Origin of the sequence: Shewanella sp. MSW, from assembly GCF_007636515.1 — a bacterium.
GTDB classification, from domain to species: domain Bacteria; phylum Pseudomonadota; class Gammaproteobacteria; order Enterobacterales; family Shewanellaceae; genus Shewanella; species Shewanella indica.
Genome location: NZ_LVDR01000005.1, coordinates 129257 through 151454, shown reverse-complemented (window position 1 = coordinate 151454; position 22198 = coordinate 129257). Strand labels below are relative to the sequence as shown.

14 protein-coding genes, 1 tRNA gene and 2 pseudogenes are annotated in these 22198 nt (G+C 49.2%); 11 read left to right on the top strand and 6 right to left on the bottom strand.

The window, feature by feature from the left end; genetic code table 11:
• The first annotated feature begins 234 nt into the window (after positions 1-234).
• From AYI96_RS07165 to AYI96_RS07155, 3 genes are all read left to right on the top strand, one after another.
• Positions 235-3069, top strand: a complete 2835-nt coding sequence (locus AYI96_RS07165; protein ID WP_144361301.1) for a TonB-dependent receptor domain-containing protein — start codon at positions 235-237, stop codon at positions 3067-3069.
• Between the two features lie 657 nt (positions 3070-3726).
• The gene (locus AYI96_RS07160) at positions 3727-6564 is read left to right on the top strand and encodes a TonB-dependent receptor domain-containing protein (RefSeq protein WP_144361300.1); all 2838 of its coding nucleotides are present in this window, start codon (positions 3727-3729) and stop codon (positions 6562-6564) included.
• A 227-nt stretch (positions 6565-6791) separates the two neighbouring features.
• Positions 6792-7877 (top strand): AI-2E family transporter, encoded by a 1086-nt coding sequence (locus AYI96_RS07155; protein WP_039036131.1) that lies wholly within the window; start codon positions 6792-6794, stop codon positions 7875-7877.
• A 119-nt stretch (positions 7878-7996) separates the two neighbouring features.
• Here the strand turns inward: AYI96_RS07155 and AYI96_RS07150 are convergent, their stop codons facing one another.
• Positions 7997-9304, bottom strand: a complete 1308-nt coding sequence (locus AYI96_RS07150) for an amino acid permease (RefSeq protein ID WP_260852962.1) — start codon at positions 9302-9304, stop codon at positions 7997-7999.
• Between the two features lie 345 nt (positions 9305-9649).
• Between AYI96_RS07150 and AYI96_RS07145 the strand changes: the two genes are divergently transcribed.
• The 5 genes and pseudogenes from AYI96_RS07145 to AYI96_RS07125 form a co-directional block, all read left to right on the top strand.
• A complete protein-coding gene (locus AYI96_RS07145; RefSeq protein WP_144361299.1) occupies positions 9650-10924 on the top strand; it encodes a serine dehydratase subunit alpha family protein in 1275 nt (424 codons plus the stop codon).
• Positions 10925-10968: 44 nt separating this feature from the next.
• Entirely contained in the window at positions 10969-11622 is a 654-nt protein-coding gene (locus AYI96_RS07140; protein ID WP_039036134.1) for a transcriptional regulator, read from the top strand.
• A 48-nt stretch (positions 11623-11670) separates the two neighbouring features.
• Positions 11671-12063: pseudogene (locus AYI96_RS07135) on the top strand (IS3 family transposase); the annotation flags it as partial.
• 166 nt (positions 12064-12229) lie between these two features.
• Positions 12230-12793, top strand: coding sequence for a hypothetical protein (locus tag AYI96_RS07130; RefSeq protein ID WP_144361298.1), 564 nt, complete (start codon positions 12230-12232; stop codon positions 12791-12793).
• Positions 12794-13135: 342 nt separating this feature from the next.
• Positions 13136-13275: pseudogene (locus AYI96_RS07125) on the top strand (IS5/IS1182 family transposase); the annotation flags it as partial.
• 152 nt (positions 13276-13427) lie between these two features.
• On the opposite strand, the gene AYI96_RS07120 reads toward AYI96_RS07125, so the two are convergent.
• The 3 genes from AYI96_RS07120 to AYI96_RS07110 form a co-directional block, all read right to left on the bottom strand.
• Positions 13428-13504, bottom strand: a tRNA-Pro gene (locus tag AYI96_RS07120).
• 158 nt (positions 13505-13662) lie between these two features.
• Positions 13663-15444 (bottom strand): DUF3413 domain-containing protein, encoded by a 1782-nt coding sequence (locus AYI96_RS07115; RefSeq protein ID WP_144361297.1) that lies wholly within the window; start codon positions 15442-15444, stop codon positions 13663-13665.
• A 102-nt stretch (positions 15445-15546) separates the two neighbouring features.
• Positions 15547-15759, bottom strand: coding sequence for a YejL family protein (locus AYI96_RS07110; protein ID WP_039034006.1), 213 nt, complete (start codon positions 15757-15759; stop codon positions 15547-15549).
• A gap of 79 nt (positions 15760-15838) precedes the next feature.
• On the opposite strand from AYI96_RS07110, the gene yejK reads away from it, so the two are divergent.
• Positions 15839-16867, top strand: a complete 1029-nt coding sequence (gene yejK, locus AYI96_RS07105) for a nucleoid-associated protein YejK (RefSeq protein ID WP_039034005.1) — start codon at positions 15839-15841, stop codon at positions 16865-16867.
• 286 nt (positions 16868-17153) lie between these two features.
• On the top strand, positions 17154-19322 hold the full coding sequence (locus tag AYI96_RS07100) for a diguanylate cyclase (protein WP_144361296.1): 2169 nt from the start codon (positions 17154-17156) through the stop codon (positions 19320-19322).
• Here AYI96_RS07100 and AYI96_RS07095 read toward each other — a convergent pair.
• Positions 19288-20748 (bottom strand): alpha/beta hydrolase, encoded by a 1461-nt coding sequence (locus AYI96_RS07095; protein WP_144361295.1) that lies wholly within the window; start codon positions 20746-20748, stop codon positions 19288-19290. The two genes, AYI96_RS07100 and AYI96_RS07095, sit on opposite strands and share 35 nt — an antisense overlap.
• 90 nt (positions 20749-20838) lie before the next feature.
• Between AYI96_RS07095 and AYI96_RS07090 the strand changes: the two genes are divergently transcribed.
• Entirely contained in the window at positions 20839-21315 is a 477-nt protein-coding gene (locus tag AYI96_RS07090) for a DUF6942 family protein (protein ID WP_144361294.1), read from the top strand.
• 45 nt (positions 21316-21360) lie between these two features.
• On the opposite strand, the gene nadE is transcribed toward AYI96_RS07090, so the two are convergent.
• A complete protein-coding gene (gene nadE, locus AYI96_RS07085; RefSeq protein ID WP_039034002.1) occupies positions 21361-22191 on the bottom strand; it encodes an ammonia-dependent NAD(+) synthetase in 831 nt (276 codons plus the stop codon).
• Positions 22192-22198: the final 7 nt, after the last annotated feature.

Below are 22198 nucleotides of genomic sequence, written 5' to 3'. Positions count from 1 at the left end.
TTTTTGTACAGCAATAGTATTTAATATAATTAATTGATTTTAATCGATTAACTCACCCAGCTCACCTTGTTTTCAAACTGTTAAAAATAAATTAATTATAAATTAATAAACATAATCATGTGTTGCTAAATCTAGGTTTAAATTGAATCATATCTTTGTCATTGAAACATTTGACAAACAAAATAAAAACACAGCCAAGCATGGCGATTTACAATAATAATCAAGGAGAGAGATATGACATCCATATCTACAACAGCCAAAGCCGTTCGCTTCGGCCTTATGGCTGCTGCTACCAGTATCGCTTTTACAGGTTTCAGTTATGCTGAAGATAAACCTGAAACATTTGAACGTATTGAAGTCACAGGTTCAAAAATCAAGCGTATAGGGGAGATAGCACCAACACCGGTCACTGTGATCACAGGCGATGGCCTTATTGAAGCAGGTGTTACCAACGTAGCAGATCTGCTGCACAAGATGCCTAATACCCTGGTTGGTCTGTCACCGGAAACCACCAACAACACTGTTTTTGCCAGTGGTCTGAATAACACTGACCTGAGAGGATTGGGTTCCAACCGCACTCTGGTGCTGGTTAACGGCCGCCGCTTTGTAGCCGGTTCGCCAGGCTCAGGCGCCGTGGATTTAAACAACATCCCTACCGCCATGGTTGAGCGCATCGAAATCACTACGGGTGGCGCGTCTGCTGTTTATGGCTCTGACGCCATTGCCGGGGTGGTCAACATAGTGACCAAAACCAGTTTTGATGGCTTGGCTATCGATGCTTCTACAACACGCCCCACCGAAGATGGGGGTGAAGAAGAATATGCCTCGCTGACTTTTGGCTCTGACTTGGGTAAAGCCAACTTTGTGACCAACATCAGTTGGTCACGTCAGGGGCAGATTTCATACATGGACAGAGAATTCCTGCGTGAAGCGCCGATTGTGGTGCGAAATCCCAATGCCAATGGCCCGAATGATCCGCAAGCAATAATGTGGGGCCATGGTCAACAGGTACTGGCTTCATACAGCAAGACAGGCACTTTTGAATCCAATGGCACCCGCTATACCTTCAGCGATGACGGTCAAATTCGGCCAATGGATCTGGGTCAGCCACTGCCGCCGCTAACCAGCGGCCGGGTGGACTATCTCGGTGGTGAAGGCTACAACTTTGCTGAGAACTCTTTCATCAAGACGCCACTGGACAGGATCAATTTCTTTACTGTGATGAACTATGACATCAATGATGATCATAAATTTACCATGGAGGCCAGCTACACCAAGTCCGAAGCCTATGGTGAAAGCTCTCCTGCCTTCCTTAATTTCAAGCTCTATGATGATAATGCCCTGCTCTCTCCTGAAGCGGCGGCTTTGGTGACGGCCGGTGAAGAAAAACCAGGTGGAGGGGTAAACTTAGGCTATCTGGCATCTGATTTCGGCAACCGTAAATACAGTCAGGACAGAACTACAGCAAGATTGGCACTGGGTGTTGACGGTGCACTGTCCGATACCTGGTCCTACGATGTTTACGCCACTGTAGGCCATGTTCAAGCCGACACCGAATGGTATGGTGAAATATTCGAGCAGCGCTTCTATGACTCTGTCGATGTGATCAAAGATGCCGACGGTAATCTGGTATGTCGTGACGAATACGCCAGAGCCAATGGCTGTAAACCTTTGAATATATTTGGCCGCGGCCAATATGATGAGGCCGCCTATAACTGGGTCAGCACAGATGCCATTCGCCGTTCATCAATCGATCAATACGTTGCCGGCGCCTCTGTCAGCGGCGATCTATTTGAACTGCCTGCCGGCTTTATCGCTGCTGCATTCAGCGTTGAATATCGTAAGGAAACGGCTGAAACCCTGCCGGATCCGGCAATGCGCGATGGTTTATTATTTGGAAACCAGTCTCAACCACTTTATGGTGAGTTCGATGTGACCGAGGCATCAGCCGAATTATCCGTCCCGCTGCTGCAGGATGTGATGTTGGTGCAGGATCTGACGCTGGAAACCGCGTTCCGTTATATGGACTACTCCTCCTCCGGCTCTGATACTGCATGGAAAGTCGGCATCAACTGGGCGCTCAATGACGATTTACGGATCCGGGCCAACCGCTCCAAGTCTGTACGGGCACCTAACATTGCCGAACTGTACAACCCATCCAGCCAAACCTTCCGCACCATCAACGATTATTGTGCTACCAGCTTCAGGAACAGGATCAACCCGGACTATCTGGACAATGTATTGGCCAACTGTGCAGCTCAAGGGATCCCGACCGACTTTGAACCTTCCCAGGACTGGTACGGTTCAACTCGTCCAGGCTTTATTGTAGGTAACCCGGACCTGCAGAACGAAGTTGCAGATGACATCACTCTGGGCTTTGTGTACACCCCATCTTATCTGGAAAACTTCAGCTTGACAGTGGATTACTGGAAATTTGACATGGAGAACGTGATCAACAGCTTCAGCGGTGCTGAAGTCGTTAAGTACTGCTATCAGTCAAGCAGCACAGATAACGACTTCTGTCCTTTGCTGGAACGTGATCCCGATACCCATGAGATAGTGAACTACTACGAGAAGCCGGTTAACTCAGCATCCAGTATCACTTCAGGTTTTGATATTGAAGCCAATTACCGCCTTGAAACCAGTTTCGGTGATTGGGGCTTCCGCCTATTCAGCACTTATCTGGAAGAGCGTTCATTCAACCCGACCGGATTCGCCGATGATGAAGTTAAATCGGCAGGTGAGCAGGCTCGCCCACGCTGGCGTCATCGATTGACCACAGACTACACCTACAATGACTTCTCGGCCGTATTGACTGCCAACTATCGCAGCGACACTGTGCGGGATAACGAATGGTCACCCAATCAAAACAACTATAACGATATCCCGTCTTATACTACTTTTGATTTGACCAGCCGTTACAACATCACAGATGCCTTGCAGGTTCGCGCCGGGATACTCAACATGTTTGATCGCACCCCACCTCGCCAGCCAGGCGTGTATAACCAAGGTGCTTACTACGACATGCTGGGTCAACGACTCACTGTGGGGGTAAACTATAAGTTCTAATTCTATTGTTACTGAAAAGCCACTTGCATAACAGCAAGTGGCTTTAAGTAATCGGCACCTTCCCTAATTAACTAAAACCCTGTTAGATAGATGTGGATTGGATATCAGGGTTCCCTCTTAAGCCACTTCGCTTATATCCACACGCAAAGTTTGGTTACTGCCGGTTATTCCTGTTTACTCAAGAGCGCTTTCTTTTAAATTGGATCAAAGTCGGTACCTCGAAGTTAACAATAACACATCCGGTATATCCTCTCCAAAGTCCCCCCGATTAAAGATACCTATCCTACCGAAAAATCCCCTCATGGCTTTTCAAACAATAAAGACAGTGCTAACCCGCAAAAAATAACGCATAACACACTGTAAAACAAATAAAAATAATTGCTTACAATTTAAAATATCAACAAAAAATCACCAAATATAAACATAGATATAACGTATGAAAATCCATTTAACAAAAAATACAGACAGATTTTAACCGGTTGCAAAATTTTTAATCAAAAAATTTATGTAGCAAAATTGTGAACGATAAACTCTCTTAAAATCACCCAAAGCCAATCTATTGCTAACACATGTAATAAATTGAATCATTAATTGGTCATTTCCGTATCTGACAAACAAGAAGAAATATGAAAACTATAATTTCTCAAGGAGATAGTCATGACCTCTGTATCTACAACCGCAAAAGCAATTCGCTTCTGTCTTTTAGTTACTGCCGGCTGTGCTGTTTATTCTGGAACCAGCTACGCTAAAGATAAAGATGAACCCATAGAACGTATCGAAGTCACAGGTTCAAAAATTAAACGTATAGGAGAGTTGGCCCCGACCCCTGTTACCGTAATCACTGGTGACGGTCTTATTGATGCCGGTGTTACCAACGTCGCAGATCTTCTGCATAAGATGCCTAATACCCTGGTTGGGCTGTCACCGGAAACCACCAACAACTCTGTTTTTGCCAGCGGTTTAAATAACACTGACCTGAGAGGATTGGGCTCCAATCGAACTCTGATATTAGTGAATGGCCGGCGCTTTGTGGCCGGCTCACCGGGCTCAGGTGCTGTAGATTTGAATAATATTCCAACAGCCATAGTTGAGCGTATCGAAATCACCACAGGCGGGGCATCGGCAGTATATGGTTCTGATGCCATTGCCGGTGTAGTTAACATAGTGACCAAGACCAGTTTTGATGGGCTGGCGCTGGATGCCTCTACCACCAGACCAACACAATCTGGAGGTGAAGAGGAATACGCCTCACTGACCTTCGGCTCTGATATTGGCAAAGCCAATTTCGTAACCAACATAAGTTGGTCGCGTCAGGGGCAGATCGCACATATGGACAGGGACTTTTTGCGCGAAGCGCCGATTGTAGTGCGAAATCCCAATGCCAGCGGCCCGAATGATCCCCAAGCAATAATGTGGGGTCATGGTCAACAGGTCCTGGCCGCCTACACCAAGACCGGAGCGTTCACCACCCGAGCCGGAGAAAAGTACACTTTCAGTGATGACGGTAAAATTCGCCCAATGAAGCTGGGGCAACCTCTGCCCAAACTCACTAATGGCCGGATAGATTACCTTGGAGGCGAAGGCTACAGCTTTGCCGAAAACTCCTTTATTAAGACGCCGTTGGACAGGATTAACTTCTTTACTTTCATGAACTATGACATTAATGATGATCATAAATTTACCATGGAAGCCAGCTATGCCAAGTCAGAAGCCTATGGTGAAAGCTCTCCGGCATTCCTCACTATTCCGCTTCATGTAGATAATGCTTTTCTTTCGTCCGAAGCTGCAAGTTTGGTCAAAGCGGCCGAAAGGCGGCCAGGTGACGGTGCCAGAGTTGGTTACTTGGCGTCCGACTTTGGTAACCGAAAATACAGTCAAGAGCGAACCACAGCCCGCTTAGCTTTGGGGCTTGAAGGCGCAATCTCCGATACCTGGTCATACAATGTTTATGCCACTGTTGGCCATGTTCAAGCCGATACCGAGTGGTACGGTGAGATGTTCGAGCAGCGCTTTAAGGATGCTGTCGATGTTATCCGCGATAAAAATGGTGCCTTGGTATGTCGTAGTGAACATGCCAGAGCCAATGGCTGTAAGCCGTTGAATGTGTTTGGTCGCGACCTTTATGATAAAGCCGCTTACAATTGGGTCAGCACAGATGCCATTCGCCGCTCATCAATCGATCAATACGTTGCCGGCGCCTCTGTCAGCGGTGATCTGTTTGAGCTGCCTGCGGGTTTTATCGCTGCCGCATTCAGTTTGGAGTATCGAAAAGAGACTGCCGATACACTGCCAGACCCGGCAATGCGAGAAGGTCTTATATTTAACAACAGCTCTCAACCTCTGTCAGGCGAATTTGATGTGACTAAAGCATCGGCTGAATTGTCCGTTCCATTGCTAAAAGACATTATGTTAGTGCAGGATCTAACTCTTGAAACTGCATTTCGTTATATGGACTACTCTACCTCCGGCTCAGATAACGCCTGGAAAGTGGGATTCAACTGGGCGCTCAATGACGACTTTCGAATTAGAGCCAACCGTTCCAAGTCAGTGCGAGCTCCCAACATAGCCGAATTATTTAACCCTTCCAGCCAAACATTCAGAGGAATAAATGACTATTGCGCGGCCAGTTATCGCAATAGAATTAACCCCACATATTTAAGTAATGTGCTGGCTAACTGTGCAGCCCAAGGGATCCCAACTACCTTTGAACCTTCCCAAGAATGGTATGGTTCAACCCGACCAGGCTTTATCGTTGGTAACCCTGAGTTAAAAAACGAAGTCGCGAATGATTTCACTCTGGGCTTTATATACACGCCATCTTATCTGGAAAACTTCAGCTTGACCGTGGACTACTGGAAGTTTGATATGGAGAATGTGATCAATAATTTCAGCGGTGCCGCAGTCGTTAAGTATTGTTACCAATCCAGTTCAACCAATAATCAATTCTGTCCTTTACTCAGGCGAGATCCCACCACTCATGAAATCGTCAATTATTTCGAGAAACCCTTTAACTCGGCATCCAGTATCACTTCTGGCGTTGATTTTGAGGTCAACTATCGTCTTGAAACCGGTTTTGGTGACTGGGGCTTCCGCCTATTCAGTACTTATCTGGAAGAGCGTTCATTCAACCCGACCGGATTCGCCGATGATGAAGTTAAATCGGCAGGTGAGCAGGCCCGTCCACGCTGGCGTCACCGACTGACCACAGATTACACCTACAATGACTTTTCTGCCGTGCTGACCGCCAATCATCGCAGTAGCACAGTGTTGGATAACGAATGGTCACCCAATCAAAACAACTATAACGACATCCCGTCTTATACCACTTTTGATTTGACCAGCCGTTACAACATCACAGATGCCTTGCAGGTTCGCGCCGGGATACTCAACATGTTTGATCGCACCCCACCTCGCCAGCCAGGCGTGTATAACCAAGGTGCTTACTACGACATGCTGGGTCAACGATTCACCGTGGGGGTAAACTACAAGTTCTAATTCTATTGCTACTGAAAAAGCCACCTGTATCACAACAGGTGGCTTTCAGGTGTGACATACCACTGACGCTTGACTATTTAAGCGAGTATATGGCCCAAGCAGTTCTTCTCTTGCACTGCCGCTCCGTGGTTTAATAACTGCCGCCATCTCGAATCCAGGCCCAAGCATGTGGCCCCGCCACACAGATGGCAAACTCAACATACTTTTTGAATTAACAAGGAATTCCCGTGTCCGTACGTTTTCGGGTCGAACCCCGCCATTGGTTAATCCTCGCCGCTTTGGCCATTGCGGCTTATGCCTGTTATCTATTGGTCGCTCCCTATCTGGGCGCGATTCTACTGGGATTTATCGTTTCCTTACTGTTTTTACCCGTGCACAAGCGCATCGAAGCGAAACTCCCCAATCACCCCAATCTAAGCGCGCTGCTTTCCTGTGTTTTGCTGACGGTAATCATACTTATCCCGCTGCTGTTTATGCTGATTTCCGTGATTGAGCAAGGGGTCAGCTCTGCCACTCAGGCTTATCAATGGCTGACTCATGGTGGCGCCAAAGAGTTGCTGGAGCATCCCTGGGTACAATCGTCGCTCGCGCTAACCAATAAATGGTTGCCGTTCGATAGCATAGATCCGCAGGAAATATTGCAAAAAGCTACCGCAGCGCTTACGGAGCTCAGCACTCGCCTGGTCGGCCTGAGTACAGCATTGCTCGGCAATATCACTGGTTTCTTTGTCAACTTCTCCCTGATGCTGTTCGTACTGTTTTTCTTCCTCAGGGATAACGAACAAATAATTACCAGCCTCAGACACGTTATCCCCCTGTCCCGCAGCCAGGAGGATAAAATTCTCGATGAGGTGGAAAAAGTGGCTAAGTCGGCAGTACTCGGCTCCTTCCTCACCGCCCTGGCCCAAGGTTTTGCCGGAGGTATCGCCATGGCCATAGTCGGCCTGCCCGGATTATTCCTCGGCTGCATGATGGCGTTCGCCTCTTTTATCCCTGTGGTGGGTACCGCACTTATCTGGGTGCCAGCCGCGCTTTATCTGGCCTTGACCGGCGATTGGGGCTGGGGCCTGTTCCTCTGTGCCTGGGGGATATTGGTGGTTGGTTCTATCGATAACTTCCTAAGGCCGATTCTGATGCAAGGCTCTGCCGGCATGAGTACCTTACTGATCTTCTTCTCTTTGCTGGGAGGACTGCAGCTCTTCGGGCTTATCGGCCTGATCTACGGCCCTATCATCTTTGCCGTTACCCTAGTGCTGTTTCATCTCTATGAAGAAGAGTTTCACGACTTTCTGCAGCAGCAGGACAAGGCCTGAGCTCTTCACATAAGTTTTGGCCTAACCCCTCGGCGTCAATTTGCTATAGCGCCATTGACAACGCCCCGCATTGCGGGGCGTTCTTCACTCGATTCTTTAACATCCAAACTTCAAGTCAATCAACTGAATGCCAGGAAGGGTGAGATACACAGTAGGATCCCTGTAGCGATAATCACGTACAGGCCAACGCCCTTGTATTTGTGTAGCGCCGGCACCCGATAAACCAGATAGGCCGGGATCAAACAGCCAACCAAGCCGAATATTGGACTACAGATAGAGGTGAAGCTCAGCACTGGGGCGTTCAACACAATGGCACTCCAGGATAGCAATATGGTAAATACCATGATGCCGTAGCCCACCAGCTTGGTGTTGATCTTCTCCTTGGGCATAACCCGCTGCAATAGGTTCATGGTGATCCCCTGACACCCTTCGCGAAAACCCAAATAGACCCCGAAATAGGCCGTCATCACCGCAAAGATATTCAGTGTCAGACTCAAGAGCTTCAGCGTTTGGCCGGGCATCCCCTGCGCCACTATCGCCAAGGCGGAAATATTTTCCTGCTCGGCTTTTACCGCCTGCTCATGCCCCAACGCCAGCGTAAAAGACACAGCATAAAAGAACACAGTAACAAACAGGATCCCGAAAGCTATGTTCATCGCCCGCATCGCTTTGAAGCGCGCCACCTCGATAGATTTCTCCCTGGCACGGTAAGAGATCACCATGGGACTGAGGCTTTGAATAAACAGGATCGAAGTCAAGGTAAATGGCAGCATTACTACCGCATCGCGGATCCAATCTGTGCTAGTGGGCACAGCGCCGATATTATTGATATCCCACTTGTCGACCATCATCAGCCCAAGCAGTGCGACCACCCCAAGCTTGGTGAGCACCATAAGGGTCGAAATCTTGAACAGCAGGCTTTCGCCGCGGGAAGCCAGTGCAACCAGAAGACAAATAAGCCCCAGACCATAGAAGGGGTTTTCAGACAACAGACTCTTGGTGGCTCCAAAGCTTTGCAGGAAAGATGCACTGTCATTGGTGATCGCCGTCGAGTAGACAAACACCCAGATCACCAACATGACAAAATAGAGGGCACCGAGAAATATGCCCCAGTTTTTCCCCAGATAATCACCAATCACGCTGGGGTAATCCCGACACTCACGGGACTCGGCCAAGGTATTGATAAACAGTCTTTGAAACATATACATGGCCGGATAACCGACAAGGGCAGACAAGAGAAACACCCACAGTCCCATTAAACCCACCTGCACAGGTAAAAAGACGATACCTGCACCTATGGCCATGCCGATCGACATGATGATCCAACCCCAATCAGTACTGTCAAACCGGGTCGCCTCCTTCCATGCCTGCGTATCATTCCGAGTAATGACCGCACCCCACTCTGGTGCCAAAGTGTCAGTTTTCATATAACGACCCTAAATATTATTGGATACTGCTTGTTATTTTTTGCAAAAAAAGTTGCACCATTTTATCTGGGCAGCCATTCTTTTTTGCAATTTTGTTGATATCAAAGGATTAAATGAAAAACGCCATCAATTACAAGATGTGGGTCACACTAGCAACAATTGCCGTCTCATTAACGGCAAAATAAATTTGCACCACAGCCTTGATATGCAAATAATTGCACCGTTAAGCCGAAACGCATTCAAAAAAAGTTGCAAGTTGTCTCAAGGGATTATGGGCAATATTGGTACAGTGACCGCAATCCAAGCCCTTGCCTATCCCCAACTCAGACTCGCCGGAATCCAGTCATGAAACCACAGTGGCAACAATATATAGCTATCCTCAATCAAGTTGTTCGCCCTGCGCTGGGCTGCACTGAGCCTGTTGCCGCAGCCTATGCCGCCGCTGTCGCCACTGAAACGCTGGGTACCAAGCCTTTGAGCCTGGAAGTTCAGGTTTCGGATAACCTCTACAAAAACGCCATGGGCGTATTTGTCCCCGGAACCGGCAAGATAGGCCTGGCCATTGCCGCAGCTGCTGGAGCCCTTGGGGGCGATGCCAATGCCGGTCTTGAAGTGCTGGCAAATATCAACCCGGCGCAAGTAGCCGAAGCCCAGGCGCTTATTGATGCCGGCATGGTCAAGATATCCCGTATTCAAGCAGACGAGTTTATTTATTGCGCGGTAACCGCTGCCAACGACAAACACCAGGTTAAAATCGTTATCAGTGGCAGCCATACCCGAATTGCCGAGAAATGGCTCGACGGCCAACAATTGTATCGGGCCGAAGCGTCAGCCCAAGGCAGTACTGCTTCGGTATGCAACGGCGTCGATATCAGCATTGCCGCAATCTATGAGTTTGCCACCGGGGTAGATGTTAACCGAATAAGATTTATTCTGGCGGCGTCCGATCTTAACTCCCGCTTGTCCGACGAAGGCTTGAATTCGGCCTATGGTCTGGAAGTGGGCCGAACGCTGAAGAAAAATATCGATATCGGCTTACTGAGTGACGACCTGCTCAACTCGATAGTCATGTACACGGCGGCCGCCTCGGATGCGCGCATGGGTGGCGCTACCCTACCGGCCATGAGCAATTTTGGCAGCGGCAATCAGGGCATAGCCGCCACTGTACCGATAGTGGTCACCGCCAAGAAGTTCTGCTGCAGTGAAGAGCAGCTGGCCCGGGCACTTATCATGAGCCACCTCGGCGCCATTTACATTAAGTGCCACTACCCGCCACTGTCGGCTTTTTGCGGCAATACGGTGACCAGTGCCGCAGCGGCCATGGCCATGGTGTATCTTGCCGGGGGCAGTTTTGAACAAAGCTGTTACGCCATTCAGAATGTTATCAGCGACAGCACTGGCATGGTCTGTGACGGCGCCAAAGCTTCCTGTGCCATGAAGGTCAGTACCTCGTCCAGCGCGGCTGTACGGGCATTTTTGATGGCGCTCAACCAACATGCCGTATCGACGCAAGGCATAGTCGCCGCCGATGTCGAACAAACAATCAAGAATCTGGGGCAGATGATCTGTGATGGCATGGTGTCGACCGACAATACCATTATCAGTATCATGTCTGCCTAAGCTCCAGTGCCCGGCAATAACCGGGCTTTCACACAAGGATAGCGGTGAAACTTCACAAGTTAACTCCCAAAGACATGGAGATACTCAACGCCATCAAAAATGTGGTCGACGGTATCGCCACCATGTATGGGCAACACACAGAAGTGGTTTTACACAGCCTGGACCGAGACCACCCTTCAATCATCAAAATAGCCAACGGCCATATTACCGGCCGCAGTGTCGGTGCACCTATTACCAATCTGGCATTGGAAAAACTCAAGCGCGGCCAGGATATCTCCGAGACTTATCTGAGCCAAAGCGGTAATGGCAAAACTCTGAAATCCATCACCACGGTTATCCGCAACGAAAAACAGATGGCCATAGGCCTTTTATGTATCAACACAGATATGGATGCGCCTTTGATGTCTGTGTTGCGCTCCATGCTGCCGCAACAATCCCCGCTCACAGAACACTGCGGTACGTCAGAAGTATTCGCCGTCAATATTGAGGAAACGCTGCACAGCACCATAGACAAGGTCAACCAGGAAGTACGCCATTGTCAACAGATCCCGTCATCGAAAAAAAACCGTGAAATCGTGACCCGCCTGTTCGATGCCGGCATTTTTGAACTCAAGGATAGCGCCCAGGTGGCCGCCAAGCGGCTGGATATTTCGGTGCACACCATTTACCGCTACCTGAGGGAGTTAAAAGCCCCTTAGACTACGTCTAGGGAAGCAGAACTTTACTGCTAATGCGGCCAACCTGAAATGGGGTGGTCGATGGCAAGCAGAGTGACATCAGCACATGCTTGTGACGCATTGAAGATGGCGTTATTCCGCTGAGGTTTCCCTACTGACGTGATTGTCCATAGCGACCACCGAGGAAGCCAATACTGCGCAAACGATAACCGTGCTTTGCTTCAGAAACATCAGTTAGTACAAAGCATGAGCCGTAAAGGGAATTGCCGGGATAACGCTTGCGTGGAAAACTTCTTCCACGCATTAAAAGTTGACGCGTTGCAAGACGAGCCGCTCATGGCACGTGAGCAAATGAGACAAGCGGTATTTGAGTATATTGAGGTTGATTACAATCGGACCAGACGGCATAGTGCTCTTGGGTATTTGAGCCCAGAAAAATTTGAATTAAAAAATAGTGCTTAGCTAAGTGTCCATTATTACCGGATCAGATCAATCCTGGAATACCCGGTGGCGCGAAAGTAACAATGTGAATTATGGTAATTCCCAAATGGTCTTGGTGGCTCTTACTACCTGAACAAAAACTGTACACACAAAATAATTCCATATTAATACACCTAGGTAACTTACAATGAAATTAAATAAAGCTTTCGTTTTACCAATACTCTCTACTTTAGTGGCTTGCAGCCCTAACTACAATGAAGATGTAATTACTAAAGCCGACATGATAATTAATGCAGAGGCATTAATTATCAAAATCAACCAATATAATATAAAAGAAATCTCTTACCTTTCTGAAGAAACAATTGTTTTAAATGGAGTTGTCATTAATCCTATTACCAAAACTTTTGGGAAAAGTCCGGACGGTGGTTTTATGATGACATATACCCAAAAAGCTGCCGAGAATAAAATTGAAAAATGGAGCCAAGTATTATCCATGACTCAGCCAAATATAACGTTATCACAAGAAAATCTAAATGAGATACTTGTAGACATGGCTGAAATTGGCGTTACTGATGTGTTTAACGACACCAAATATAATACAGTCCGCATTCAATGGGGGAACTCTGTGATGTTAGGAATAAACGGTTTGGTTTTTGGTGAGAGTATGAATATAGAAGCATTCCAAGAACACGCACAATTTGATATTTTCAAAAAAGTATCAGATGGAGTCTACTTCTTTCAGTTATTATAAGAATGATACGAATAGATTTCTGTAGCGGCATAGTGAATTTGGTTACCTAAGGAAGGTGCGAACAAGTCCCATGTGTGCTCTGCGTCGGCTTACGGGCCTGGATGCAAGGCGTGCTTCGCCGCAAATAGGTGGCAGACATAAAAAACACAAGACCGACGTTCAGCGCTGAGTTTAAACAAGAGGCTGCAACCGCAATAGGAGTCAGCAATTCAGTCATGCGAAAGTGAGTAAAACAACTCCAACAGAAACAGCAAGGCGGCTCCCCAAATGGGCGTTGTTGCCTAAATCAGCGGAATCTTTTTGGCACTTCATGATCAGATCTTGCATCACAGGTTTAAGGTCATGGGCAAGTTAAAGTGCAATATCACCAACTGGAAGCAATACAATCAGGCATTAGTCAACCGTGGCGCAGTCACCTTCTGGTTGGACGAGGCAGCGGTTAACACTTGGCATTGCCGCAGCATCACGGCGGTCGTGGTCAATACAGAAGGCTGTTACGAAGTAAATTCACAAATCCATAGGCTTTAAATCTAATGCTATAGATCTGCTATAAAAAGGCAAAAGCCCGCATTAGCTGGGCTAAATAACGGGCTTTTGGCTTAGCTAAATTACATTAGTAATCAAGCATTTAATTTGGTCGGTATGAGAGGATTCGAACCTCCGACCCCTGACACCCCATGACAGTGCGCTACCAGGCTGCGCTACATACCGATATTTGTCTTGAGCGGCTGGCGCAGTATGCCGTCTCAACGAGGCAGAACTTTATCAACAGTCGCGAAGCTGTGCAAGCTCCATCTGAGAATTTTTAGTTTAACTGCCTAGTTTGTGGCCTGTTTTTTCTCTATCGTACAGTCTTTAATCCGCAGCGCTTAATGGTTGTACAAACGCCGCCCTTCACGCATCACTTCGATAAGCTCCGGAGCACTCATCTTCTTGTCCAGGCGGTTCTGATAAGCCTTGTCATAGATACGATATTGGCCGTGACGGTCAATCACAGTAATCTCCGATTGCTGATAGATAGCAAACACCCGAGCGTCACCGACATAGACCCATGTGAGGCTGTCGGGCTGCAGCAGGTGGCGGCCGGCACTGTAATCAGTGGCCGGATTGCTACAACCCAGTACTTGGCTCATCAAGGTCGGCACCAAGCCATAGTGGCTGGTGCGGTACTTGGCCTGGGCGTGGCCACCGACGGGCCAATGGATCACCAAAGGCACGCTGACATTGGCCGGTGACAAATCCCGTCTGGCCTCATCGGCGTTACTGGTGAACACCTTGCCATTGACGCCGGTAATGATCACCAGGGTGTTTTCCGGCATAGCAGACAAGAGTTGCTCCAGCTGTTTGTCAATAAAGTTCAGCGATTGCCGATATTGATTGAACAGCACCTTCTGCGCCGGTTTGAGAGCGCTGTCGGGTTTAACCGTCTGCACCCCGAGGAAACCTACCGGCGTGTCATAATCTTCCGGCGATTTGAGATTAAGCAGCGCAAACCAGGGCGCTTGTTGCTGGGCTCGCCACTGCTGGAAACTATCGATATTCTGGATATCAGCCATGGCACTGCCGCCATCGTCTTCGGCAATATGAGCGTCAAAATCGCGGAATATCGCCTGGGGACGAGCCTCGGCATAATTACTTCTGCTGATAAACAGACCAAGATTGTAGCCCTGCTGCTTGAGGCTCTGACTCAGCAAGGGACTGGTGTAATTGAGTTCCACCGCATCCGTATAGCTGCCCTGCAGACCATAAAGCAGGGAAAACATGCCACTGCGGTAGGTATTGCCACCGCTGAGGTGATTCATAAACGCATGGTTTTGTTTGCCGTAGCGGCTGAAAAACGGCATGGTCTGCTCGTCGGCCATATCAGCCCTAAGGCTGTCGATGGCAATAAACAGTACATTGGGATGTTCTTCGGCGCTGCAGGTCAGTGGCGTTCTTGGGTATTTAAAGCTGGTTTCGGTATCCACCTGCAAGCTGCTGGAGCCGTCGATACCGTGATTTTCCATAAAGGTGCGCGCCGTCGCCGGATAAGATAGCGGGTAGGCATCATCAAAACGGGTAATTTCAGTGACATCAGCAGCATCAGCCCAAATATGAATAAGATGGCTGCTGACAAAACAAACCCCGATAAAGGCCACCACCTTGTTGCCATAATTGCGCTTTTGAATTTTCTCAATCCGCTTCCAGATAAAGTTGGCGGCGGTCAACTCCAGTGCCAAGATCCCAAGGGGAGTGACGATATAAGAAGTGCCATGCAGCAGACTGTTGAGGTCGGCCCAAGCCAAATCGACTGCGAAGGGACTCAAATGCATGCCATAGTCGTCATAGACTATGGTGTCATACAGCATGATACACAGACCTAGGGTGGCCACCACAGCCGCGTATCCCCGAAGGATACGCGAGTAAGGCAACAGCAGAGTAACGGGAAACAGCAACACCAGATAGACAATAAACGCCAGGAAGCTTAAATGGCCTATGGTACTGACGCCAAGGTAGCCCCAACCAATCCAGGTTTCAGGGTAGCCGACACTTTCCAGATATCGACTGCCGACTATCATGGCCAAAAAGCCATTGAAGAAGGCAAACCAGTGCCCCCAATTGATAAGGCGTGAAACCCTGTCCTTGCCCAACTGCTTTGTTCGCTCGACCATATGGATCCGCTTTTGTAAGTTGCCTGTGTATCTTACATTGTTTGCTATTATGTGCTTTTTGACTTACAACGCCACTATTTAGCGCATTTCAGTTGTTACAAGTCAACGCAAGGATTGTGTCAATGCCTTGGCAAATTGCTCTGCCACCTGCTGACGGGCTTCCTTGGGCACCTTGGTCGACAACAGATGCGAAGCCGCATTTCCCAATGCCATCAGGCCAAGATCGGTCGGAGCCTGGTGTTTTTCCAGCACGGCCAATAATTCGGCGATCAGGGATTCAACTTGCACATTGGTATATTTTGATTGGATAGCCATAAATAAAAAATGATTCACTCAGATAAGGATTAGCGGCATATAATAGCGGATTTACAACAGAGTATCACTATCGGGGCTTATGAGTATTCACGTCGAACAAGCGATTATTCACGCAATCACCCAAAATGGCGAAGGCCAGCTCAGCTGCCGTCTGCGCCCTCAACCACTGCTGAACAGCCAGGCCGTTGAGACCATGCTTGATGAGCTGCATCAGAGCTATTCCAGTAAAGCGGGAAAAGGCTTTGGCTATTTTGGCGTCCCCGGGGATGATGGCGAGGCCAACCCCGCCTTCAAGGAAGCACTCAAGTCTTATCGCGATGGGCAGCAAGGCTTTGTAGAGTTCTCAGCCACTGCTGGCAAACTGCTGCAGGAAGAACTCTCCAAGTATGACTTCAGCCAGGGGGGCTTTTTGTTACTGGCCTGCTACACCTTTATGGCCAGCGACTACCTGTTTGTAGCACTGCTGAACGCCAAGTCATCAATGACTGTGCTGGATGATATGGAGTTATCACAAAACGACCATCTGGATCTGAATAATATCCAGTTGGCGGCGCGAATCGATCTCACCGAGTGGCAAGCCGACAGTGAGTCGCGCAAATATATCTCCTTTATCCGCGGCAGAGCCGGACGCAAGGTGGCTGACTTCTTCCTCGACTTTATGGGCTGCGTCGAAGGGGTTAATCCCAAGCAGCAGAGCAAGACCCTGATGCAGGCGGTGGAAGACTTTGTCGGTGGCGGTGAACTAACCAAAGAAGAGCGTCAAACCTGCCGCGACCGGGTGTTTGAATACTGTACTTCCCAGGTCGACAGCGGCAGTGAAGTCATGCTTAAGGACTTGGCCGATGAACTGGCTGAATCCGGCATGGATTCCTTCTATGACTTTGCCGTTGGCGGTGATTACGGTTTGGAAGAAGAGTTTCCGGCTGATAAATCCACCTTGAGGCAGTTGAAGAAATTCTCCGGCACCGGCGGCGGCCTGACCCTGAGCTTTGACAGCTCACATCTGGGTGAGCGGGTCATTTACGATCCTGTATCGGATACCATTTTGATCAAAGGCGTGCCCGCCAATCTGAAAGATCAACTGGACCGACGGCTCAAGGGCGAATAAGGCTGTCAAACACATCAAGGCGCTTTCATTGATATCAAAGGCGCCTTGATGCTTTTTCCGGCCGCTATCTTCAACTATTCATCTTTATCGGCTTGCCCTTTTTAGCCACCCGACCATCCCTTTTTATGCAAAACCACCACCACAACTAAGCTTGGCGAGTACCGATTCGAAACAGGTATTGGGTAGCGCTGAAGACAAATATTCAAAAAATATTGTTAAATAAACCATTTAGCTCTAGCATTTGTCATTAACCATTTGTTAACTCCAGACAGGAGTTGGAACTGATTTGACCCACTTACCCTGGTATCGACAACCGCTGTTGCTCAGTCTGATGGCTGGCCTGATAGGCTTTGCCTGTAACAGCTTCCCCATCCCCTTGTTTGCCAATGTGCAGCTGGTATTGGGTAATACCTTCTATGTACTAATCGCCATTTTACTGGGGCCTTGGTATGCCTTGCTCGCCGCCACCATCAGTGTAACTTCCTTGATGTTGCAATGGGACAGTCCGCACGTTTATCTACTCTTCTGTCTCGAGGCATTGGCCCTGGGATTTGCCAGAAAAAAACGCTGGCCGGTATTTTACGCCGGTGTCTGCTTCTGGCTGTTGCTGGGCATGCCACTTATTTATGGTTATCTACACCTTTTCAGCGATTTACCTTCTGAATACATTCCCTTCGTCGTCATCAAGCAGTCGGTCAATGCCATGGTCTATATCACCCTGGGCTGCTTGATTGTGTTGGTAACCCCTGCGCTCAAACGCCTGACCGGCCGTCAGCTACCAGCCAAGCGCAGCGGCTTTGGCGAGCAGCTCTTTTACAGTTTTTTGCTGCTGCTAAACTTGAGCCTGATATTCTCTACCCTGGTATTTAATTATTACTGGGTCAACAAGCAGCAACAGATCCTGGGTAAACACTTACATGAAACCGCCAAAAATATCGGCCTGGCGGTAGAGCATTATCTCGAGCGGCATCAGTCGGTCATTGCTACCGCCGCCGAACTTATTAAACATAGTTCTCCCAGCCCGGATGAGTTGCAGCGGATGCTGTCACGGCTGCACAAACTCAACCCCGGCTTTTTAACTATGCTGATTGCCAACTCTGAAGGCAGCATAGTGCAAGCAAGCCCTGTCAGTGGGCTAAAGGAGCTTAAGGGGGGCGATAAGAAGATCAATGACAGAGACTATTTTCAGCAGGCATTTTTCAATGAGCGCCTGTTCACTTCCGCCGTATTTCTCGGCCGGGGCTTTGGCTCAGATGCCATAGTCGCCATCAGCAGCCCACTGTACCTGGCCACAGGCCCACAAGTTATCGGTATAGTAGAAGGTTCGCTAAATCTCAATCGTTTCAGCGAATTGGATAATGACTTTCTGGAACAGACCAATCAGTCGATGTTCATTGTCGATGAAAATATGCGTCTTATTTACGCCTCCAAGGCGTTGGCCTTACCCAAACTCGAGCAACTCAACTACCGCCAGAGTGGTAAACATTATCGCTCTTTATTGCCCATGCTTAACCTAAAAGCATTGGATAACGACAGTCCGGAATATGTTTACAGCCAGTATCGCCTGCAAAACAACTGGCAAATTTTTGTGCTCGACCCCTACGCCCCACTGCTGCACGAAGTGGAGCGCCAGTTTATTTTCACCTTCGCATTGTTGTTGCTGTTCCTGTTACTGTCGCTATTGGTCGCCAGAGTGGTTGGGCAACGGCTGACCAAACCGCTGGAATTGATTTCAGAGCAACTCAACAAGGGCAAGCGCCTTACTGAGGATAAGTTACTCAATGACCAAAACGTGCCCGTGGAAGTAACTCACCTCTACACTGAACTCAAGGAGAACCAACGCCAACTGATGGCCCACCAGCTGGATCTGGAAGAAAAAGTCATTATTCGAACTCTGGAGCTGGAGCAAGCCAACCGCAAACTCAAACAGTTGGCTCAAACCGATCCGCTCACAGGGCTTGCCAACAGGCGCCACGCCGAAGCGAGTTTCGCCACTTTACAGGGTCTATGCCAACGCAATAACGAAGCCATGGCCGTGGTGTTGATGGATCTGGACTTCTTCAAGCGGATCAATGATGAATTTGGTCATTTGGGCGGTGATGAAACCTTGAAACGAGTCGCCGATTTGCTTAAGACAAAGTTCAAGCGCGACTCGGATCTTATCAGCCGCTACGGCGGTGAAGAACTATTGCTACTGCTACCCATGTGCAACCCTTTCAAGATAGAGCCGTATCTGAATGAAATACGTCAGGCCATTACCGATCTTGAAATCATCAACCCCGAAGATCAACGCCGGATCAGCGTCACTGCGAGTATCGGTGCCCTGATTGCCAATGCCTCCTACAGTCCGTCTCTGGAGGTTTGGTTAAAAAAAGCCGATGCTAACCTATACCAAGCCAAAAGCGAGGGCCGTAACCGGGTCATCTGTACTTTGTCGGCTCAGGATCTTGATTGAAAAAGGTTTCAATCCGCTGCATCTGATAATCAAAAAAAGGGTTCCAACGCTGGCGCAGCATATCGGCGGCGGGAATGCTGATGACACCGCGCTCGCCACGGGATGCGGCGGCGCCAATTTGAATGCGGTCCATGCTTGTGGCCATTTGATTACCATATAGACTGTCATTGGCAGAAAACGGCAAGGCTACATGAGACAAGGAATAAACTGACACGGGCCATTTAAAGTTGAGTTTTTCCACTCCGGAATGAGTACCAAACTCCCGAGCCTGCACCAGATGACTGAAGCCCACCTGATTCTCAATCAATGTTCCCCGGAAAGTCAGATTGGTTCGCGCCAGTATGCCGCTGATCTCCGCCAGAGGATCCACAGGTGTCATACTGAGGTTCACCTGATTACGGTTGATATCATAGATCACCAGTTCATTGGCTCCCTTGGGCAGTTGCAGGAACAGGTTCTCCAGCACAGCTCTCGTCGATACCGAATCATCCACCAGCGACTGGAACGCCAAAATCGGCGGCAACTGGCGTTTTTTCTCTTCAGGTAAAGCCAGTAAACGCTGGCTATTGTGCTGCGCCAGACGATAAACCACATCACCGGCATTTACGGCGAAAGAGCTGTATTTAAAGGGATCATATTCGGGTGAAATAGTATTCCAGCTGAGTTTCTCCAGCCCCAAAATATAACCCAGCTGCGACTGCCACTGCGCGCCGACCGCCATAGGAGCCAAACCTATGGCCGGCGACAGCATGACCACCTTTTCATAGTCAGTAGGCCTGCCTTTATGAAGGTTTTCCAACTCATGGTTGAGCGCCAGACTGGCGCCGGTGGAATAACCTATCACATAGAGAGGTTTGCCATTGAGCACCTGGCTCATATGGCGACTGGCCAACTTAACGGCCGCGGCCAGATCCTGCCATTCCAAGCGCACCAGGCCGGATGGCAGAGTGCCGTGTCCCGGTAACCTCAGCGCCAACACATGAGCGCGCCCCATGAACTGCTGGGCAAACTGATGCATGGCGTAGGGTGAATCTGACATACCATGAAGCAGCAAGAGCCCGAACTGCGCATCGGCATTGGCCCATTCGAAACTTTGATTCCAGGGAAAAACCCAGCGCTTGGGATCTGCTATGCTGCCGCTGTGATAGCGATTTATCGGTGAGTTTATGCCACCGGAAAGTTTACCAAGCTCCTGATCAAGCTCGGCAAACAGTTGCTGCTCCAACTTGAGATAATCGTTAAAGTCTTCGACGCCCTTGTGACGATCAAACTCATGACTCAGAAAGTGAGTATGCCAGGGACTCAAATCAACACGATCATTGAGTAACCAGATCCCGGTCACAGTCAGCGCCAGCCCTATACCGAAACAAGCATAAAAAAGCGCAATAGTAAGCTGTTTCCCCGAGCTGATAAGCAGAGTTTTCATTGACCTTTACCTCGAACTGCCCCAAAGTGGCGGCGCTGAAACGGCATTTCACTGAGATCTATTGGCATAAAAGTCTAACAGAGAGCAAACGTGCACGCACACTCAACGCCTTCATTTCCTTCGCGTATTGGTAACGACCTGGCCAAAGCGCGGGTTTACTTACCCAACTCGCCAACACTGCCGCTTGACTGGCACTGGCAGCAGAACGATGCCGCCGCGGCCTTGATAGCCGCCAACTCCAACCACTGGCGCAAAATCCTGGTGATCTGCGCCAAGATATTTGCCCCGGATGACGACTGGCGTAGTTTTCTGCAGCAGAGGCTCTTTTGCCAGGTCGCACTGGAGATAGGCGCGACAGAGTTGGTAACCGATAGCGGCATAGCACTTATCGCCGGCAATCAAGCCGCCCGCCAACTCAATATCGCCAGCGATGCCGGGCAGAGTCTTAACGGTGCGCCCGGAATACAAAGGCTGGATCAGTGGCGCTGGAAAGTCCCCTATCTGGATTACCGCCAGTTTCCCAACGCCAGTATTCTGCTGCTGCGTCAGGCGCTACGCCAGCCATAAAAAACGCCGCGATCAACGCGGCGTTTTACGATTCAAGTTGAGCAGTTAATCGTAAATGGTCGGGATAGGCCTGCGCTTATGCTGCGTCGCCTTGTAAATGGCTATAATCCTGCTTTCCACCTCGGCAGAAACCGGCTTCCCCTCAAGGAAGTCGTCTATCTGATCGTAACTCAACCCCAGGGCAGCCTCGTCTTCAAGACCCGGGTTGTCACACTCAAGATCCGCCGTTGGCGCTTTGTATACCAAGGTTTCCGAGGCGCCGAGAAAGGCGGCCAATTGCCGTACCTGACGCTTATTCAGGCCAAAAAGCGGCGCCAAATCGCAGGCTCCATCGCCCCACTTGGTATAGAAACCGGTAACATTTTCGGCGCTGTGATCTGTTCCAACCACCAGGCCACCCAGCAGCCCCGCCACTTCGTATTGGGCCGCCATCCGCATTCTGGCCTTGACATTACCCTTCACAAAATCAACCTTTTTGGCATCCGGTAGCGCCAGCTCGGCGCGGTCAAAGCCACTGAGTACATGCTGATGAATGCCGCTCACCCCCTCATGAATATTCACAGTCACCAGTTTGCTGGGGCGGATAAATGCCAGCGCCTGCTGCGCCTCATGTTCATCACGCTGCTCAAGATAAGGTAGACGCATGGCCACAAAACGGTATTCAGCCTCGGCTTTGCCTTGATTGAGCGAATCTACCGCCAACTGACATAAGCGCCCGGCCAGAGAAGAATCGACCCCGCCACTGATCCCCAGTACCAGCGTCTGGCTGCGAGCCTCCTGCAGTTTGGCCTTAAGAAATGCTACCCGTCTTTCCACCTCATATTCAGGTTCAATAGCACTCAGTACTTTCATTTCTCTTAAGATCTGTCCTTTCACTGTGGGC

Coding starts and splice junctions, on each gene's coding strand:
- yejK (WP_039034005.1), top strand. CDS start 15,839: ATGAGTATTCACGTCGAACAAGCGATTATTCACGCAATCACCCAAAAT.
- AYI96_RS07115 (WP_144361297.1), bottom strand. CDS start 15,444: ATGGTCGAGCGAACAAAGCAGTTGGGCAAGGACAGGGTTTCACGCCTT.
- AYI96_RS07110 (WP_039034006.1), bottom strand. CDS start 15,759: ATGGCTATCCAATCAAAATATACCAATGTGCAAGTTGAATCCCTGATC.
- AYI96_RS07160 (WP_144361300.1), top strand. CDS start 3,727: ATGACCTCTGTATCTACAACCGCAAAAGCAATTCGCTTCTGTCTTTTA.
- AYI96_RS07165 (WP_144361301.1), top strand. CDS start 235: ATGACATCCATATCTACAACAGCCAAAGCCGTTCGCTTCGGCCTTATG.
- AYI96_RS07145 (WP_144361299.1), top strand. CDS start 9,650: ATGAAACCACAGTGGCAACAATATATAGCTATCCTCAATCAAGTTGTT.
- AYI96_RS07130 (WP_144361298.1), top strand. CDS start 12,230: ATGAAATTAAATAAAGCTTTCGTTTTACCAATACTCTCTACTTTAGTG.
- AYI96_RS07150 (WP_260852962.1), bottom strand. CDS start 9,304: ATGAAAACTGACACTTTGGCACCAGAGTGGGGTGCGGTCATTACTCGG.
- AYI96_RS07095 (WP_144361295.1), bottom strand. CDS start 20,748: ATGAAAACTCTGCTTATCAGCTCGGGGAAACAGCTTACTATTGCGCTT.